The sequence below is a fragment of the Peterkaempfera podocarpi genome, assembly GCF_042466665.1.
In the GTDB taxonomy this organism is placed as follows: Bacteria; Actinomycetota; Actinomycetes; order Streptomycetales; family Streptomycetaceae; genus Peterkaempfera; species Peterkaempfera podocarpi.
Map to the genome: position 1 here is coordinate 3,744,252 of NZ_CP162102.1, position 17,407 is coordinate 3,761,658.

Annotated in this window: 16 protein-coding genes and 1 tRNA gene; 3 read left to right on the plus strand and 14 right to left on the minus strand. The window is 72.5% G+C overall.

What is annotated here, in order from left to right; genetic code table 11:
- The first annotated feature begins 613 nt into the window (after positions 1-613).
- Positions 614-2,125, plus strand: a complete 1,512-nt coding sequence (locus AB0761_RS16325) for an IPT/TIG domain-containing protein (RefSeq protein WP_377269750.1) — start codon at positions 614-616, stop codon at positions 2,123-2,125.
- A gap of 304 nt (positions 2,126-2,429) precedes the next feature.
- On the opposite strand, the gene AB0761_RS16330 is transcribed toward AB0761_RS16325, so the two are convergent.
- The 11 genes from AB0761_RS16330 to AB0761_RS16380 form a co-directional block, all read right to left on the minus strand.
- A complete protein-coding gene (locus AB0761_RS16330; RefSeq protein ID WP_377269751.1) occupies positions 2,430-3,947 on the minus strand; it encodes a SulP family inorganic anion transporter in 1,518 nt (505 codons plus the stop codon).
- 101 nt (positions 3,948-4,048) lie between these two features.
- Positions 4,049-4,408, minus strand: a complete 360-nt coding sequence (locus AB0761_RS16335) for a hypothetical protein (RefSeq protein WP_377269752.1) — start codon at positions 4,406-4,408, stop codon at positions 4,049-4,051.
- A 107-nt stretch (positions 4,409-4,515) separates the two neighbouring features.
- Positions 4,516-4,785: a hypothetical protein gene (locus tag AB0761_RS16340; protein ID WP_377269753.1), complete on the minus strand. Its 270-nt coding sequence runs from the start codon at positions 4,783-4,785 to the stop codon at positions 4,516-4,518.
- 141 nt (positions 4,786-4,926) lie between these two features.
- Positions 4,927-5,000: transfer RNA gene (locus tag AB0761_RS16345), tRNA-Ala, on the minus strand.
- 79 nt (positions 5,001-5,079) lie between these two features.
- Positions 5,080-6,156 (minus strand): hypothetical protein, encoded by a 1,077-nt coding sequence (locus AB0761_RS16350; RefSeq protein ID WP_377269754.1) that lies wholly within the window; start codon positions 6,154-6,156, stop codon positions 5,080-5,082.
- A 154-nt stretch (positions 6,157-6,310) separates the two neighbouring features.
- Positions 6,311-6,913 (minus strand): GNAT family N-acetyltransferase, encoded by a 603-nt coding sequence (locus AB0761_RS16355; RefSeq protein WP_377269755.1) that lies wholly within the window; start codon positions 6,911-6,913, stop codon positions 6,311-6,313.
- A 14-nt stretch (positions 6,914-6,927) separates the two neighbouring features.
- The gene (locus AB0761_RS16360; protein ID WP_377269756.1) at positions 6,928-7,464 is read right to left on the minus strand and encodes a molybdenum cofactor biosynthesis protein B; all 537 of its coding nucleotides are present in this window, start codon (positions 7,462-7,464) and stop codon (positions 6,928-6,930) included.
- Entirely contained in the window at positions 7,461-7,898 is a 438-nt protein-coding gene (moaC, locus tag AB0761_RS16365; RefSeq protein ID WP_377274148.1) for a cyclic pyranopterin monophosphate synthase MoaC, read from the minus strand. Before moaC ends, AB0761_RS16360 begins: the two co-directional genes overlap by 4 nt.
- Before the next feature lie 145 nt (positions 7,899-8,043).
- Entirely contained in the window at positions 8,044-9,366 is a 1,323-nt protein-coding gene (gene glp / locus AB0761_RS16370; protein ID WP_377274150.1) for a gephyrin-like molybdotransferase Glp, read from the minus strand.
- Positions 9,367-9,490: 124 nt separating this feature from the next.
- Complete coding sequence (locus AB0761_RS16375) at positions 9,491-10,420, minus strand: UTP--glucose-1-phosphate uridylyltransferase (RefSeq protein ID WP_377269758.1); 930 nt, start codon at positions 10,418-10,420, stop codon at positions 9,491-9,493.
- A 10-nt stretch (positions 10,421-10,430) separates the two neighbouring features.
- Entirely contained in the window at positions 10,431-11,195 is a 765-nt protein-coding gene (locus AB0761_RS16380; protein WP_377269759.1) for a diguanylate cyclase domain-containing protein, read from the minus strand.
- A gap of 89 nt (positions 11,196-11,284) precedes the next feature.
- Here AB0761_RS16380 and AB0761_RS16385 point away from each other — a divergent pair, with 89 nt between their 5' ends.
- Positions 11,285-11,866 carry a 5-formyltetrahydrofolate cyclo-ligase gene (locus AB0761_RS16385; RefSeq protein WP_377269760.1) on the plus strand — a complete coding sequence of 194 codons (582 nt, stop codon included), beginning with the start codon at positions 11,285-11,287 and terminating at the stop codon, positions 11,864-11,866.
- Positions 11,867-11,927: 61 nt separating this feature from the next.
- Here the strand turns inward: AB0761_RS16385 and AB0761_RS16390 are convergent, their stop codons facing one another.
- The gene (locus tag AB0761_RS16390) at positions 11,928-14,684 is read right to left on the minus strand and encodes a penicillin acylase family protein (RefSeq protein ID WP_377269761.1); all 2,757 of its coding nucleotides are present in this window, start codon (positions 14,682-14,684) and stop codon (positions 11,928-11,930) included.
- A 198-nt stretch (positions 14,685-14,882) separates the two neighbouring features.
- On the opposite strand from AB0761_RS16390, the gene AB0761_RS16395 reads away from it, so the two are divergent.
- Positions 14,883-16,370: a potassium/proton antiporter gene (locus AB0761_RS16395; protein ID WP_377269762.1), complete on the plus strand. Its 1,488-nt coding sequence runs from the start codon at positions 14,883-14,885 to the stop codon at positions 16,368-16,370.
- A gap of 7 nt (positions 16,371-16,377) precedes the next feature.
- Here AB0761_RS16395 and AB0761_RS16400 read toward each other — a convergent pair whose 3' ends face one another.
- Both AB0761_RS16400 and AB0761_RS16405 read right to left on the minus strand, forming a co-directional pair.
- On the minus strand, positions 16,378-16,782 hold the full coding sequence (locus AB0761_RS16400) for a RidA family protein (RefSeq protein ID WP_377269763.1): 405 nt from the start codon (positions 16,780-16,782) through the stop codon (positions 16,378-16,380).
- The gene (locus tag AB0761_RS16405; RefSeq protein WP_377269764.1) at positions 16,779-17,255 is read right to left on the minus strand and encodes an IclR family transcriptional regulator; all 477 of its coding nucleotides are present in this window, start codon (positions 17,253-17,255) and stop codon (positions 16,779-16,781) included. Before AB0761_RS16405 ends, AB0761_RS16400 begins: the two co-directional genes overlap by 4 nt.
- Between the last annotated feature and the right edge of the window lie 152 nt (positions 17,256-17,407).

Sequence of the window (17,407 nt, forward strand, 5' to 3'; positions counted from 1 at the left end):
CCGCGGCCACACCCCCGAGGGAGGGGATGGGGCCCACCCTTTCGGATATGCCCATTGAAGTCTTTCGTCTACAAACAGAGCAACCATCGGGCGCGAAACATACTCGTTCAGCGGGCGCGCAAAGCATGCGACCGGCGCATAGTCCGGCGGCGCAACCGACGAATGCGCGGGTGGCCGCCCGCGTGCGCCTGCCGCACCGGTGGACCTGCGGCCCGCCGCACCGAAAGACTCGACGGCGAGGGCCAGGGCCCGCACCCACCCCTTGACGCCGAAGGGGTCCCCCGCCGCCACAGAGCCGCGGCCCGCGGCCGACCGGGCCGCCCTCTGCGCCTCAATGCCGAACGGGGAGCGGGATGGAAAAGTGCGCTCTTATCACTAACTAATTCCCTGCAACAGGAAACCGGGAATGCGTTTCATCCCTAGGCGATTCGGGGATGAAACGGCCAATCCAACCGACGGGCTGCCCATCCCTCCTCGGGGTGAGCAGCCCGTGGGGTCCTTCCCGGTGTGCGGTCTGCCGTCATGCCCCGGGGTGGGATCCGCGGTCCTGCATGAGTCCCGTACGGAGGCTCGGCGGGCCGAGGGCGGCCCCTACCGAAGGGGTCCAACCCTCATGAGCACCGACGTTCAGACTGCGGCGGGGGAACTGCTGCAGCTCACCGCCCCCCTCGGCCAGGTGGCGGCGGCAGCCCCCGCAGACCCGACGATCCCCGTCGGCACCAACCCTGTCGGGCTGGCCTTCACCTCGACCGGTGACCTGTACGTCACCAACAGCGGCTCGTCCAGCGTGACGTTGATCAACACCAGCACCGACACCGTCATCGTCCCGGGCATCCCCGAGGGCGGCACCACCCCGGCGTGGCTGGCGATCGCTCCCAACGGGAGCGCCTACATCCCCAACAACATCTCCAACAACGTGTCGGTGATCGACACCGCCACCAACACCGTGGTGGGCTCCCCGATCCCGCTGGCCGGCGGCCCGGCCGCGGCGGCGGTCATCCCCAGCGGCAACGTCTACGTCAGCCGGTTCGCCGGGAACGCTGTTTCGGTGATCGACACCTCCACCAACACCGTGGTGGGCGCCGCCATCCCCACCGGCTCCGGCCCCGTCGGGATAGCCGTGGCCCCCAACGGCAACGCCTACGTCGCCAACCGGAACTCGAACACCGTCACGGTGATCGACACCACCACCAACACCGTGCTGGTGTCGCTCCCCGTCGGCAACGGGCCGAACTTCATCGCGATCGCCCCCAACGGCCACGCCTACGTCGCCAACATCAACTCCAACGACGTGACGGTCATCGACACCGCCTCCAACACCGTGCTGGTCCCCAGCCTCCCGGTCGGCACCAACCCGTGGGGAGTCGCGGTCGGCCCCGACGGCAACGCCTACACGGCCAACCGCGGCTCCAACAACGTCTCGGTGATCGACACCGCCACCAACACCGTGGTCGGCTCCCCCATCGCCGTCGGTAGCCAGCCGATCAGCGTGGCGGTCGCCCCCAACGGCAAGGTCTACGTCGCCAACATCGCGTCGAGCAACGTCAGCGCCATCCAGTTCGCGCCCGTGCTGACCAGTCTCAGCCCCACACAGGGACCCACCACCGGCGGGACCGTGGTGACCATCACCGGCACCAACCTGACCGGCGCCAGTGTCACCATCGGCGGCAACCCGGCCACCGGCGTCATCGTCAACGCCACCGGGACGCAGCTCACCGCCGCCACCCCGCCCGGGGCTGCCGGACCGGCCACCGTCACCGTCACGACCCCCGGCGGCACCGCCAGCCTGGTGGGCGGCTTCACCTACTTCGTGCCCGCCCACGCGACCTCACTGTCCGCGACCCCGGCGCTGAGCAGGCTGTTCCCGCCACAGGTGTACTACCCCTTCCTCAACGCCACCCTGACCGACCAGGTCACCGGACTGCCGGTGTCCGGCCAGACCATCACCTTCAGGACCGGCACCCAGACCCTGGGCACCGCCGTCACCAACGCCCATGGCACCGCCCAGCTCTCGGAGGCGCTCACCTTCCCGCTGATCCTCGCCAACGGCGGCTACACCGCCACCTTCGCCGGCACCCCCACTCTGCTGCCCTCCAGCGCCAACGCAGGGATCATCGCCCCGTAGCCACACCGGGGACCGCAACGCACCGGCACCGTTCCGTGTGCCCGCCCCACCGGGAGCACATGGAACGGTCTCGTTTGCGGGCGGGCGGCCACCGCGCGCTCTGCACGCTGGAAGCAGCACGCATCGGGGCGGCGGCCGCTGCGGTCGTCCCGGTGTCAGCAGCGGGAGCCCCAGGGTGACGGCTCCCGGCCCGTCTCCCGGCCCGTGACCGACACCGCCACGACCGTCGCCGCCGGCAGGGGACCGAGCGTGTCCACCACGATCCGCCGCCGGCACCCCGCACCGCCGCTCACCGCACCGCCATTCACCGCACCGCCGGCACCGGCTCCGCACCGCCCACGCCGTCCGCTCCCCCCGTCCGGTCGACCAGCTCCGCCCCCCTGCGGGTCGCCCAGTCCTCCAGCGCGGTGCGGCAGGCATGGTCCAGGTAGCGCAGCCCGGTGAGGTCCAAGGTGACGGGACGGTCGCCCGGCAGGCCCTCCAGGGCGCCCAGCATCCTCGGCAGCCGCAGGAAGGTGGCACAGCCGGTGAGCTCCACCCGGATCGGGCCCTCCGGCCCGTCGGCCACCTCCACCTGGAGCTGCGAGGTCTCCCAGGCGCTCTTGACCACTGCCAGGAGCAACCCGAAGAGCACCCCCTCGAGCAGATTGGTCACCACGATCGCCACCGCGGTCGCCACCAGCACCACCGCCTCGCCCCGATGGGCCCGCCACAGCTTCGGCAGCGCCCTGGCCGGGATCAGCCCCGCCCCGGCGTACACCAGCACCGCCGCCAGCGCGGCCAGCGGAATCACCCCGAGGGCCTCGGGCAGCAGCGCGGCGAACAGCAGCAGCCAGCAGCCGTGCAGCACTCGGGCGAGCCTGGTCCGCGCACCGGCGGCCACATTGGTGGCGCTCCGTACGATCACCGCGGTGACCGGCAGCGCACCGAGCAGCCCGCAGACGGTGTTCCCCACCCCCTGGGCCATCAGCTCCCGGTCGAAGTCGGTGCGCGGCCCGTTGTGCAGGCGGTCGACCGCCGCGGCGCTGAAGAGGCTCTCGGCGGAGGCGATCAGGGCGAAGGCCAGCACGGTGCCGAGCAGCCCCGCTCCGGTGAGCCTGCCCAGGTCGGTGAGCCCGGGCGGCTGCACCGCCCCGGCGAGCCCCCGGACGTCCAGCCGCGCCACATCCAGCCGCGCGGCCGCGGTGACCGCGGTGGCCAGTGCGACCGCCGCCAGCGGGGCGGGAACCAGCTGCACCCGGGCGGGCAGCCGCCGCCATACCAGCAGCACCAGCAGGGTGCCGCAGCCCACCAGCTCGGTGACGGACGCGGCGGGCGTCCCGGTGACGGCGGACCGGAGCGACTCCATGAGCAGCGACGGCAGCCCGCTCAGTGCGGCCAGGCCGCCGTCCGGCGCATGCTCACCGGTCATGGGGTAGAGCTGGCCGGCCACCAGCACCAGCCCGATCCCGGCGAGCATGCCCTGCACCACCGAGACCGAGATGGCCCGGAACCAGCGGCCGAGCCGCAGCGCGCCCATGAGCACCTGGAGCAGCCCGGCGGCCAGCACCACGGCTCCCAGCGCCGAGACGCCGTACTGGGTGACGGCCTGGTGGACCAGCACCGTCAGCCCGGCGGCGGGGCCCGACACCTGGAGGGAGCTGCCCGGCAGTATCCCGGTGACCAGGCCGCCGACGATTCCGGTGACCAGGCCGAGCTCGGCGGGCACACCGCTGGCGACGGCGATGCCGATACAGAGCGGCAGTGCCACCAGGAAGACCACCAGCGAGGCGGTGAAGTCCTGCCGCAGCAGGGCAGGGCGAAGGGCGGTTCGAGGGTTCATCGGGTCTCACTCGGGTGCGTGGACGGGGGTCCGGGGCAGGCCCCACCGCCCGGCTGCCGCCGGGATCGGGTGGGAGGGCAGGCTTGCGTCTCCGCCGACCGTCAGCAGCGGAGCACCTGCAACTGCGCCAGATCGGGCCCGCACGGCACCACAGCCGTCACCGGCAGGGCCGCGGCGCCCGACCCCGGCCGCGCCTGGGCCCGGGGCAGCGGCCGGGCCGCATCGCGTGCCGCCCCCGCGGGATCCGGATCGTCCTGGATACGCCGCGAGGGGGCCGCCCGGTCAGTGCGGGGGGACTGCTGGGGAGGCTCCTCCTCCGTCCCGGCGTCCGGCTGCGCGGCCACCGTGCTCGGCACGGCGACACCGACTGCGGCAACGGTCGAGCCCGGTACGGCGAGCGCCAGCAGCGCAGCAGTGAGCAGAGCGGCGAGCGCCGCCGCGAGCGCGCGCGCAGCCCCCATCGGCACGGCGCCAGCCCCCTTTCCGTGTCCGATCCGTCACAGAGCGTAAGTAAAGCACGGCGCTCGGACAGGACCTGGCGTTGCCGACGTGGCGGGGCTCGGACGGCTCAGGCGGGCACCAGCGGAAGGTTCTGCGCGCTGTGCGGCAGATGCGCGGTGATGACCGAGAACAGCTTGGGGACGCCCGCGAAGATCAGCCACAGCACGGCCACGATGGCCGCGAAGACAATGGCCACCGGGGCCATCAGGGCGACGATCGGGGACGCCGTCACCCAGAGCGCGGCCTTCAGGGCATCACGGGAGGCGATGGCCATGTACAGGCAGGCCAGGAACCCCAGGATCATGATCACGTAGTACAGGATGTTGAACCAGGTCATGCGCCCGACTCCCTACTGGAGGCGTCAATCATGACAATCCACCCCACAACCACCGTGGCCATGGATCGCACGCCCCGTCAAGACGACCCCCAACGCAGAGATCCCGTCCGATCAATGATCGGACGGGATCCCATGTCGGTGTGGAGCTGAGGGGATTCGAACCCCTGACCCCCTCGATGCGAACGAGGTGCGCTACCGGACTGCGCCACAGCCCCGACGAGAAAGAACTCTAGCATCCCCTGAGGGGTGGCCATGCACGCCCGGGGCGCGGCGCCGGGGCCACGACCGGCAGGGTTACTCGTTTGCGGCGCGCGGGCGCGGGTGCTCGGCGACGGGAGGCTCGGGGTCGGCGTACTGGTCGAACAGCGGGGTGGAGCCGCGCCGGTCGGCGGTCGGCGGGGTGGTGGCACGGCCGGCGCTCCAGGCGTCGGGGGCGTTCAGGTCCAGGCTCCCGGTGCTGCGGGGGGCGACCGGAGCGGTGACATAGGTCGGCAGCGGGACCGGCACCGGCTCCCAGGAGTCCGGATCGGCGGACCGCTCCCGCAGCCCGTCCACCCACTCCTCGTGGTCGGTGGCCTCCACCAGGGCCTGGCGCTCGGCGGTGGGATCGGCGGCCGGGGGCTCCTCCGGCGCCTCCGCGGGCCGCACCGGCCGGGGTGCGGCCGGGCGGGGCGCCACTGCCGGGCGCCGCGCGCCGGGGTGCGGCTGGGCGGGGTGCGGCTGGGGGCGCTGGGCGGTCTGGGACTGCACGGCGGGCAGTTCGGGCCGATGGCGCTGCCGCTCTCGCTCATGCAGCCGCTGGGCCGCCTCCGCGGCGCGGCGGCGGTCCAGCTTCACCTCGTAGCGGCGGCGCTCCTGGCGGCGCAGCCGCTCGATGTACAGCGACAGCAGCACCGCGGGGACGGCCGGCACCCAGAGGAAGGCCAGTCCGCCGACACCGGCGACGATCGCGCCGACGGTGAAGACGACAAAGAGCAGGGTGACCATCCGGCGGCGCCGGGCGAGCAGGCGGGCCCGGCGCCGGGCACCGGCGCGTGCCTCGAGCTCGGCACGGCTGGGGCGGGCCTGCGGGGCGGGCCCGGGCTCGGGGGTGACTGCCGGGGCGACGGCCTCGGTGGGCCGCCCGACCTCGGCGGACACACTGAAGGAACCTTCCGCCTCGCCGGCGGGTGTCTCGTCGTTCCGATCGTCCAGGGACCGGGCGATGCGACGCTCCATCGCCGCCCGCCCCGACAGCAGGCGGATGGCGGTGCTGAAGCGTTCCGTCGGGCGCGCTTCATTGAGCTCGTCCTGCCTGCGGAGCCACATCGGCACCAGATAGGCAGCCCAGGCCCCTACGATCACCGCGTAGATGAGGCCACTACTGCTCACGCCTCACACCGTAGGGGTGGCGGGCCGCAGCTGTCGCCAATTACTGGCGGTGTGTCGCACGATCAAGCTGATTCTCCGACTAATTTGTGCGTCTGTATGGCGGAATGGCGACCTGTCGATACGCTATTGAGACCAATTTCGAACAGGTATTCAATTACCGGTTACGGCCCGGCCGGAGGGCCCGCCAGCGACTCAGCATCCCCTCCGGCACCTCCTCCGCGGTGAGCACATAGACCAGGTGGTCGCGCCAGTCCCCGTCGATGTGGAGATACCGCGTCCGGAGGCCTTCCTCACGGAATCCCAGTTTCTCCACCACCCGCCGGCTGGGCAGGTTCTCGGGACGGATGCAGATCTCGATACGGTGCAGTCCCAGCACACCGAAGCAGTGGTCGGTGGCGAGTGCGACCGCGGTCGGCATGATGCCCCGGCCGGCCACCGCCTCATCGATCCAGTACCCGATGTTGGCCGAGCACATCGACCCCCAGGTGATGCCGCCGACCGTCAACTGCCCCACCAGCGCACCCCGGTGGGTGACCACGAACGGCAGCATCCGGCCCGCCGACGCCTCCGCCCGCAGAAAGCGCACCATCTGGCGGAAGGTCGGCCGGGGCCCCGCCAGCCGTCCTGGCGGAGGCGGCGGCACGGTGGCCTCCCAGCGCCGCAGCCAGTCCCGGTTCCGGCCGCTGACCTCCCGCCAGGCCCGCTGGTCACGCGCCCTTATCGGCCGCAGGCCGACGTCGCCCTCGGCCAGGGTCACCGGCCAGCCGCCGTTCAGTGGATGCTCCGGTGCTGCCCGTCGGACGGCGCGTCGGGGCCCGGGTGGTCGCCGCCGCGCACCTGGTCCACCGCATGGGCGAGCAGCGGACCGAGCACGGCCAGGCCGTCCCGCACCCCGCCGGTGGATCCCGGCAGATTGACGATCAGGGTGCGCCCGGCAAGGCCGGACAGCCCTCGGGAGAGCACCGAGGTCGGCACCTTCTCCCGCCCGTGGGCCCGGATCGCCTCGGCGATCCCCGGCACCGGACGGTCGATCACCCGGGCGGTCATCTCCGGGGTGAGGTCGGTGGGTGAGATCCCGGTGCCGCCGGTGGTGAGCACCACGTCGTACCCGGCCGCGACGGCCTCCCGCAGGACCGCCTCCACCGGTTCGCCGTCGGGCACGACCCTGGGGCCGTCGACGGTGAACCCCATCGAGGTCAGCCCCTCGGCCAGCAGCGGGCCGCCGCGGTCGGGGTAGACACCGGCAGAGGCACGGTTGGAGACGGTCACGGCGAGGGCCCGCCCGGCGGTCCCTGCGGAGGAGTTCACCGTGCGCCGTCCCGGTGCCAGTCGCCGCTCCTGCCCCCGGTCTTGCGCTCGACCCGGACCGCGTCGATCACCGCGCCCTTGTCGACCGCCTTCACCATGTCGACCACGGTGAGCCCGGCCACCGCGACCGCGGTCAGCGCCTCCATCTCGACACCGGTGCGGTCGGCGGTCCGCACGGTGGCGGTGATCTCCACCGCGTCGTCGGCGACGGCCAGGTCGACCGCCACCCCGGAGACCGCGATCGGGTGGCAGAGCGGGATCAGATCGGGCGTCCGCTTGGCTCCCATGATCCCGGCAATCCGGGCCACCGACAGGGCGTCACCCTTGGGCACCCCCTCGCCGCGCAGCAGTTCCACCACACGCGCAGAGACCAGCACCCGCCCGGACGCCGTGGCGGTCCGCACGGTGGCGGCCTTCTCCGAGACGTCGACCATACGGGCCGCACCCGTCTCGTCGACATGGGTGAGGCGGTCGGCCGGGGGGCCGCCCGTGGGGTTCGCGGTCACGTGCTCTCCAGTCGCGCGGTCGGCTGGTCGTCGGTACGGGGTGCGGGCGCTACCGTACCCGCCCGGTCCCGGGTCAACGCGAGGGCTCCTCCAGCAGGACCACGTGCAGCAGGGCACCCGGGTCGGTCGCGGTGGTCTCCTCGCCCACCACGATCAGGCAGTTGGCCTGGGCCAACGGCCCCACCAGATGCGATCCCGGACCGCCGACCGGGGCCACCGTGCCCGGCTCGCCGCGGCCGGGGGCCGGGGGCCGGTAGCTGCCGCGCAGAAACTGGCGGCGTCCGGCGGGCGAGCGCAGCGACGCCGTACAGACCGCCCTCACCATCGGCCGGTGCACCTGTCCGGCGCCCGCCATGGCCCGGATCGCGGGCCGGACGAAGAGCTCGAAGGAGATGTAGGCGCTCACCGGGTTGCCCGGCAGCGCCAGCAGCGGAATCCCCGCGCCGGGGCCGATCCGGCCGAACCCCTGCGGCTTCCCGGGCTGCATCCGCAGCCGCCGGAAGTCCACCTCGCCGTACTGCTCCAGCACCTGCTTGACCACGTCGTACGCCCCGACGCTGACCCCGCCGCTGGTGACGATGAGGTCGACGCGGCCCAGCTGCTCCTCCAGCACCGCCCGCAGCCGGTCCGGGTCGTCCGGGACCGCGCCGATCCGGTGGGCGACCGCCCCGGCCTCACGGGCGGCGGCGGTCAGCGCATAGCTGTTGGACTCGGAGATCTGGCCGGGCCCCACCGGCTCGCCGGGCGGCACCAGTTCGCTGCCCGTGGAGAGCACCGCGACCCGGGGCTGCGGGCAGACCCGCACCGTGGCGCGGCCGATGGCGGCCAGCAGACCGATCCGGGTGGGCCCCAGCACCGAGCCCGCGGCGAGCACGGTGTCCCCCGCGGCGACATCGCTGCCGCGGCGGCGGATATGGGCACCGGCCTCCACCGGGCGGAACACCTGCACCTCGGCGGAGGCGCGGGCGGCCATCCGGTCGGCCGCCGCGGCCAGGCCGCTGCCGCCGTCCGTCCACTCCACCGGCGCCACACCCTCGGCGCCCGGGGGCAGCGGGGCGCCCGTCATGATCCGGGCGGCCTGCCCGGAGGAGATCCTGGGCAGCTCACCCGGGCCCGCGGCGATGTCGCCGACCACGGCCAGCACCGAGGGATAGCGCTCGGTGGCGCCGTCGGTGTCGGCGGTACGCACCGCGTAGCCGTCCATGGAGCTGTTGTCGAACGGCGGCAGATCGCCGGTGGCCACGATGTCCTCGGCCAGCAGGCACCCCTGGGCGTCCAGCAGCGGCAGCTCGACCGGGGCCAGCGGCCGGACGGCGGCCAGCACATCGGCGAGGTGCTCGTCCACCGACCACATCCGGGCGTCGGGCGACGGCACCCGGGCCTCGGACGACGGCATCCGGGCGTCGGGCGACGACAGGGCCTGCCCGGCGGTGCGGTCGCCGGCGGATCCCCCGTCCGAAGGACCGCCCCGCCCTGAACCTGCCGTGGACCCTGTCATCGCCTCGCCACTCCCGCCGTCGCTACGCCGTCAGCTCCGTGTCCACGAAGTCCTGGAGCCAGGTACGGAAGTCCGGGCCCAGATCCTCACGCTCGCACGCCAGCCGGACGATAGCGCGGAGATAGTCGGCGCGGTCGCCCGTGTCGTAACGGCGGCCCTTGAAGAGCACACCGTGCACCGGACCGCCCTCCGCGGAGCCCAGGCCCGCGAGGGTGCGCAGGGCGTCGGTGAGCTGGATCTCACCGCCCCGCCCGGGCGCGGTGTCGTGCAGGACGTCGAAGACCGCCGGGTCGAGCACATAGCGGCCGATCACCGCGTAGTTCGAGGGCGCGTCGCCGCTGTCGGGCTTCTCCACCAGGTCGGTGATCCGGACCACCTCGCCGGCCCCGTCGGTGCCCTCCCAGGCTATCGGCTCGACCGCCGCGCAGCCGTAGAGGTGGATCTGCTCCGGGTCGACCTCGATCAGGGCGACCACCGAGCCGCCGAGGGTCTGCTGGACCTCGATCATGCGGGAGAGCAGCGGGTCCCGGGGGTCGATCAGGTCGTCTCCGAGCAGGACCGCGAACGGCTGGCCCGCCACGTGCTGCTCAGCGCAGAGGACGGCGTGGCCGAGGCCCTTGGGGTCTCCCTGGCGGACGTAGTGCATGGTGGCGAGGGCACTGGACTCACGGACCCGCTCCAGCTTGGCCTCGTCGCCCTTGCGGGTGAGCTGCTCCTCGAGCTCGTAGTTGCGGTCGAAGTGGTCCTCGAGCGCGCGCTTGTTACGGCCTGTGATCATGAGCACATCGGAGAGGCCTGCGGCTGCGGCCTCCTCCACCACGTACTGGATGGCCGGCTTGTCAACAACCGGCAGCATCTCCTTGGGCGTTGCCTTGGTCGCGGGGAGGAAGCGGGTACCCAGGCCGGCGGCGGGCACCACGGCCTTGGTGATGTGAGGACGGGCGTTGGTCATACCGGAGACTCTACTGAGGTGCGGAAACTCCCAGCTGAGTGCGGTCTGAATCCATCATGAGAGTGAGCGCGTCCGCCGTGGCACTCCGGTCGGCAGCTGCCTGCCGGGCCTCCCCCAGCGCCCGGTCGGCCGCTCGCAGCAGCGTGGCCGCATGGTTGCCGTCGACAGGCAGCACGGCGATCCCGACTGTCGCGGTGAGGCCGTTGCCCGCCCCGTCGGCGGCCGGGCGGCCGCTGGTGCCCTCCGGGAGCGGCAGCCGGTGCCGTCGCACCGTCCAGCAGAGCCGCTCCGCCACCTGGGCCGCTCCCTCGGGGCCGGTGTCCGGCAGCAGCACCAGGAACTCCTCGCCGCCGTAGCGGCCCAGGGTGTCCGAGCGGCGGATCTCCACCGCCAGCCGCTGGGCCAGGTCGCGGAGCGCCGTGTGGCCGCGCGGGCGGCCGTGTGCGGCCTTGATCGCCTCGAAGCCGCCGACCTCCAGCAGCAGCACCGCCATCGGCCGGCCCCCACGCAGATGGCGGGCGACCTCGCGGTCCAGGGTCAGCTGGAGATGGCGGTAGTTCCAGACCCCGGTCTGAGGGTCGGTGACGGCGGTGCGCTCCAGGACCGAGCGGGCCTTCTCCAGCCGCAGCACCCGGCGCTGCAGCTCGGCCGCCCGCTCCACGGCCACCTGCTGGCTGCGCCGCAGGCGCAGCACCGCCGCCGCCAGGACCCCGGCGGCGGCGCAGGCGGCCAGACTGAGCAGCGCCAGGGCCTGGACCAGCACCTCGCCGCTCATACCGCCGCCCTCCTGTGCAGACTGGCTCCCGTACACGACCGCGCGACCGCCCACGACCGCCCACGACCGCGAGGAACACCGGACCATCCATGGACAACGAGAAGACCGCCCTGAGGTCACGCCTGCTGGCGCACCGGCGCGCCCTGCCGCCCGAGGAGCGCCGTACGGCGGCCCGGCTGCTGGCCGGACGGGCCCTGGAGCTGCTGGTGCCCGGCGCCCCCGCGACGGTCGCCGCCTATGTCTCGGTGGGCTCGGAGCCGGGCACCCGGGTGCTGCTGGAGGCGCTGCGCTCCCGGGGGGTGCGGGTGCTGCTGCCGGTGCTGCTGCCCGACAACGACCTGGACTGGGCGGTCTACGACGGCCCGGAGAGCCTCGCACCGGCCGGCCGCGGCCTGCTGGAGCCGACCGGGCCCCGGCTGGGCCGGGAGGCGGTCTGCGGGGCCGCTGTGGTGCTGCTGCCGGGGCTGGCCGTGGACCGGCGGGGGCTGCGTCTGGGGCGCGGCGGCGGCAGCTACGACCGGGTGCTGGCCCGGCTGGCCGCGGCCGGGTCGGGAGCGCGGCTGGTGACGCTGCTGTACGACGGTGAGCTGCTGGACGCCGTGCCGGCGGAGCCGCACGACCGTGCGGTCGGCGCCGCGGTGACCCCGTCGGGCGTCCGCACCTTCGACTGAGCCCAGCCCGGGACGGCCCGGGCTGGGCTCAGTGCCGATTCACCCCCCGGAGGGGTGAAGGTCAGCCGCGGGTGAGGACCAGGTGGTCCTTGAGGGTCTTCTTCACCGCATCGGCGGAGAAGGCCCACGGCAGCAGTTCGCCGTCCGCCCACAGCTGGGTCTGGTCGTTGTAGTTGGGATGGTAGGCGTGGCCGGAGGCGCCGCCGACGTTGATCCACCGTGAGGCGTCGAAGTTGCTGAGGTCGACGACCATCCGCATCGAGGGGATCCAGTCGACCTCGTATCCGGCTGCCGCGTTCCACCCGGCGGCGTCCACCGCGGCGGAGCCGCCGGAGAGCTGGTACGGACCCCGGTTGAGCAGCTTGTGGACCACCCCGGAGGCGATGGAGGAGTCGTCGCTGCCCATCGTCTGCTCCTTGAGGGTCAGCGTGTGCAGCCGGCCCCAGCTCCAGGTGGAGATGTCCTTGCTGAGCTTGGAGGTCAGCTCCTGGCGGGCGTCGGTCATGGCCTGCAGCAGCAGCGCGTCGCGCCCGTGGTGGACCCGGCCGTAGGCGTCGGTGTAGTCCCACCAGGAGCTGTTCGGGCTCTGCAGCATCTGGCGGACGACCTCCATCCAGCGGTCGCCGCCGTCGGGCTGCGCCTGGGAGGGCTCGCGGGTGCCGCACTCCTGGACCAGCTTGGGCTTGCCGCCCACCGCGTCGTCCGGAAGGGTGTCGTCGGTCTTCTGCTCGACCAGCTGGCAGTCGCCCTCGGCCCGCAGGTCGGCGGGGAACTTGTCACCGAAGGCCCGCAGCAGCAGGTTGCGCCAGACGCCGTTGTAGTAGGCGGCGGCGGCCGAGCCCGAGTCCTGGTGGTAGTTCCAGTCCTTCAGCAGGTCCTGGGCGTCGCGGACATAGCTGTCCTTGACGCCGATCTTCAGCAGGTAGGGGACCAGCGACTTGGCCATGACGCTGGTGTTGTCCAGCTGGATGCCCTGCATGTCGTCCGGGGAGATCTTGGCTCCGTTCTTCAGCTTGCTGCCGAGCAGGTCGGTGATCTGCTTGGCGCGGGTGCCGTACTCCCAGTCCTTGGTGAGCAGGTAGGGGTAGCTCTGGTCGACGACGGCCTGGTTGGCGGTGACGATGTAGCCGTCGGCGGGGTCCTCGGTCCAGGGCAGCGACCTGAAGGGGATGTACAGGTCGTGCCCGGCCGCGTCCTTCTTCCAGGTGTACGCCGAGTCCCAGCCCGGGGCCGGGTAGGTGCCGTCGTCGGCCTTGTTGCGGATCGGGATCGCGCCGGGTGCCTGGTAGCCGATGTGGCCGTCGGTGTCGGCATAGATCAGGTTCTGCGCGGGGACGGCGAAGTCCCTGGCGGCCTGGCGGAACGCGGTGAAGTTGGTCGCCCGGTCGAGCTCGAAGACCGCGTCCATGGTCCTGTTGGGGGTCAGCGCGGTCCACTTCAGGGCGACGCCGTAGCCGGTGACCCCGCGGTCCGGGGCGGCGTCGCCGACCGGGGCGTACTTGCCGACCTGCTGGTCGTCCTGGCTCTGGTCGGAGATCAGCGGGCCGTTGTTGGTCTCCCGGACGGTGATCTCGACGTCCTTGCCGCCGGCGACCTTGATGGTCTCCTTGCGCACCGTGAAGGGCACGTCACGGCCGTCGTAGAGGTAGGTGCCGGTCCCGGTGATCTTCTCCAGGTAGAGGTCGGTGACGTCCGGGCCGAGGTTGGTGAAGCCCCAGGAGATCTTCCCGTTGTGCCCGATGACCACGCCGGGCATTCCGGAGAAGGTGTAGCCGGCCGTGTCGAAGGGGCAGGACGCGTCGACGGTGCGGCAGTGCAGGCCCATCTGGTACCAGATGGACGGCATCCCGGGGCCCAGGTGCGGGTCGTTGGCCATCAGCGGCTTGCCGGTGGTGGTCCGGGAGCCGGAGACCACCCAGGAGTTGGAACCGATGCCCTGGCCGGCCGGGCCGAGCAGCTGGGGCACCGAGTCCACGGTGCCGGAGAGCGACTTCAGCAGCCCGGCGACCTGGGCGCGGGCCTGGGCGGTGCCGGTGCCACCGGTGGTGCCGCCGAGCGGCGCCGCGTCGGCCGGCTGGTACTGGCCGTTGGCTGCGACGGTGCCGGTCTTCAGGATGGTGCCGTTGCGGTCGTACGGGTAGTCCGGGTACATCTGCTTGACCTGCTGCGCGGTGAAGTCCTCGCTCAGCAGGGAGCGGTCGATCTCGTCCTGCATGTTGCCGCTGAGGTCCCAGGCCATCGCCTTGAGCCAGGCCACCGAGTCGACCGGGGTCCACTTCTCCGGCGTGTATCCGCTGTTGACCGCGCCGAGGAGGGTGTACTCCAGGGATGCGGACGCCCCGCCGGGGTGCTCCTTGAGCCAGGCGTTCACGCCGTCCGCGTAGGCCTGGAGGTACTTCTTGGTGGTCGCGGAGAGCTGGGTGTCGTACTCCTGCTGCGCCACCCGGGCCCAGCCCATGGTGCGCAGGAAGGAGTCGGTCTCCACCTGGCTCTTGCCGAACATCTCCGACAGCCGGCCCGCGGTGATGTGGCGCCGGACGTCCATCTCCCAGAAGCGGTCCTGGGCATGGACGTAGCCCTGGGCGCGGAAGAGGTCCTCGGGGGTGTCCGCGTAGAGCTGCGGGATGCCGTTGGCGTCGCGGAGCACATCGACCGGACCGGACAGGCCGGCCACCGGCACACTGCCGGTCACCTGCGGGTACGAGGCGCGGACGGTCCGCACGCCGAACCAACCGCCGGTGGTGGCACCGGCGACGAGCAGCACGGCCAGCACGATCACGATCAGGCGGGCGCGCCGGAACTTCTTCGAGCGGGGCATCGGTGTCCTTGGCAGAGGTCCTCTTCGGCGTACCGTCCGGGTGCGCCGGCCTGGGCCCCACCCTAGGTCGGTCGGGGGAACCGGTAGGCACGCGGGGTCAGAGAGATTACCGGGCCCGGGCGGCCGTTCCCCGCAGTACCAAGAGAAGGTAAACTCTTAGGCTGTATAAGGATCCTCTTCCCAGCGGGGTGCCACTGCGTGACTGTCGACCGCCTCAACCTCCTGCTGCTGGTCTTCTCGGCCATCATGATCGTCGCAATGGCGGCCGTCCGGCTCGCCACCCGCACCGGCCTGCCCAGCCTGCTGCTGTATCTCGGCATCGGCGTCGCCATAGGGCAGGACGGCCTCGGGATCCAGTTCGACGGTGCCGCGCTGACCCAGGTCCTGGGTTATGCCGCGCTGGTGGTGATCCTGGCGGAGGGCGGTCTCGGCACCAGGTGGCAGGACATACGGCCCAGCCTCCCGGCCGCGAGCGTGCTCGCCACCCTCGGCGTCGGGGTGAGCGTCTTTGTGACGGCGGCGGGTGCCCACTGGCTGGTCGGGGTCGACTGGCACCTCGCGCTGCTGATCGGCGCGGTGGTCTCCTCCACCGACGCGGCGGCGGTCTTCTCGGTGCTGCGCCGGGTGCCACTGCCCAGGCGGGTCACCGGACTGCTGGAGGCGGAGTCCGGCTTCAACGACGCCCCGGTGGTGATCCTGGTGGTCGCGTTCGCCACCACCGAGCCGCTGGAGTCCTGGTACCTAATACTCGGCAGCATCCTGGCCGAGCTGGCCATCGGCGCGGTGGCCGGGCTGGCGGTGGGCTGGCTCGGCGCACAGGGGCTGCGGCGGGTCGCCCTGCCCGCCTCCGGCCTGTACCCCATCGCGGTGCTGGCCCTGGTGGTGCTCGCCTACGCGGGCGCCGCCCTGCTGCACGGCTCCGGCTTCCTCGCCGTCTACATCGCGGCGGTGATCCTCGGCAACGCCCGGCTGCCGCACGGCCCTGCCGTACGGGGCTTCGCCGACGGGCTGGCCTGGGTCGCCCAGATCGGCATGTTCGTACTGCTGGGGCTGCTCGCCACCCCGCACACCATGCGCGACGCGGTGCTGCCGGCCATCGTCGCCGGTCTGGTGCTGGTCTTTGTCGCCCGGCCGCTGTCCGTGGTGCTGAGCATCGCCCCGTTCGGCTACACCTGGCGCGAGAAGGCACTGCTCAGCTGGGCCGGGCTGCGCGGGGCGGTGCCGATCGTGCTGGCCACCATCCCGCTGACGGCGGGGGTGCCCGGCGCCCGCCAGGTGTTCAATGTGGTCTTTCTGCTGGTCGCGGGCTTCACCCTGCTGCAGGGCCCGACGCTGCCCTGGGTGGCCCGACGCCTCAGGCTCTCCGAGCTGGCCGTGGGTGAGGATCTGGGCATCGAGTCCGCGCCCCTGGAGAAGCTCCACGGCCATCTGCTCTCGGTGGCGCTCCGCCCCGGTTCCCGGATGGTCGGCGTGGAGATCAGCGAACTGCGCCTGCCGACCGGTGCCGCGGTCACCCTGGTCGTCCGCGAGGGCCACAGCTTCGTCCCCGACCGCGCGACCGTGCTGGCACCCGGGGACGAGCTGCTGGTGGTCTCCACCGACCAGGTCCGCGACGCGTCCGAGCGCCGGCTGCGCGCCGTGGACCGCGGCGGCAAGCTGGCCGACTGGCTCGGCACGCAGGACTGACGGCTCGTCAGTCCACCACGGCCTGGGCGTCGATCTCCACCAGCATCGCCTCGTGCGGCAGCTCCACGAAGACCGTGGTGCGGCAGGGCTGCACACCCGACGTCACATGCTCGGCGATGAACTCCCCGTACACCTCGTTCATCGGGCCGAAGTCCTCCCGCCTGGTCAGGTAGACCCGGAACATCAACACGTCCTCCACAGACGCCCCGCCCGCCTCCAGCACCGCCCGGACGTTCTCCAGCGTGCGCCGGGTCTGCGCCCGGACGTCGCCCGGGTGCAGATACGCCCCGGTCTCCGGATCCTGCGGGCCCTGACCGGACACCTGCAGCAGCGGACCCTTGCGGACCCCCTGGGAGAACACCCAGGCCGGGGCGGGGGCACCGGTGGTGCGGATCTCGGTCTTCTCGTTCATTGCTGCTCTCTCCTCGCGGGGTGTTCGGGGTCGTGGGTACGGGACGGCGCCAGCCCGCAGTCGGCGGAGACGGCGTCGGCGGTGGCACGCAGCCGGGGCAGCAGCTCCCGCACCCGGTCGTACGGCAGCACCAGGTCGGGCACCGAGATGGACACCGCCGCGACCACCCGGCCCGTGGCGTCCCGGACGGGGGCGGCGATGCAGTTGAGGAACGACTCGTGCTCGGCCCGGTCCGCGGCCCACCCCCTGCTGCGCACCTCGGCCAGCTCCGCCAGCAGGGCCTTGGGCGTGGTCAGGGTGTTGGCGGTGAACGGCACATAGTCGATCCCGGCCGCCACCCGCCGCCGCTCGCCCTCCGGCAGGTCCGCCAGCAGCACCTTGGAGACGGCGGCGCAGTGCAGCGGTGCACGCAGGCCGATCCGGGAGTACATCCGCACCGGGTGCCGGGAGTCGTACTTGTCGATGTAGACCACCTCGCCGCCCTCGTAGGCGGCCAGATGGACGTCTGCCCGGTCTCCGCGTTCAGCTCCGCCAGGCGGGGCGCGGCGACCGCCCGTACGCCGCGCCGCTCCAGCGCCAGGCCGGCCAGCGCGAACAGCTGCGGGCCCAGGCGGTAGCGGTGCGA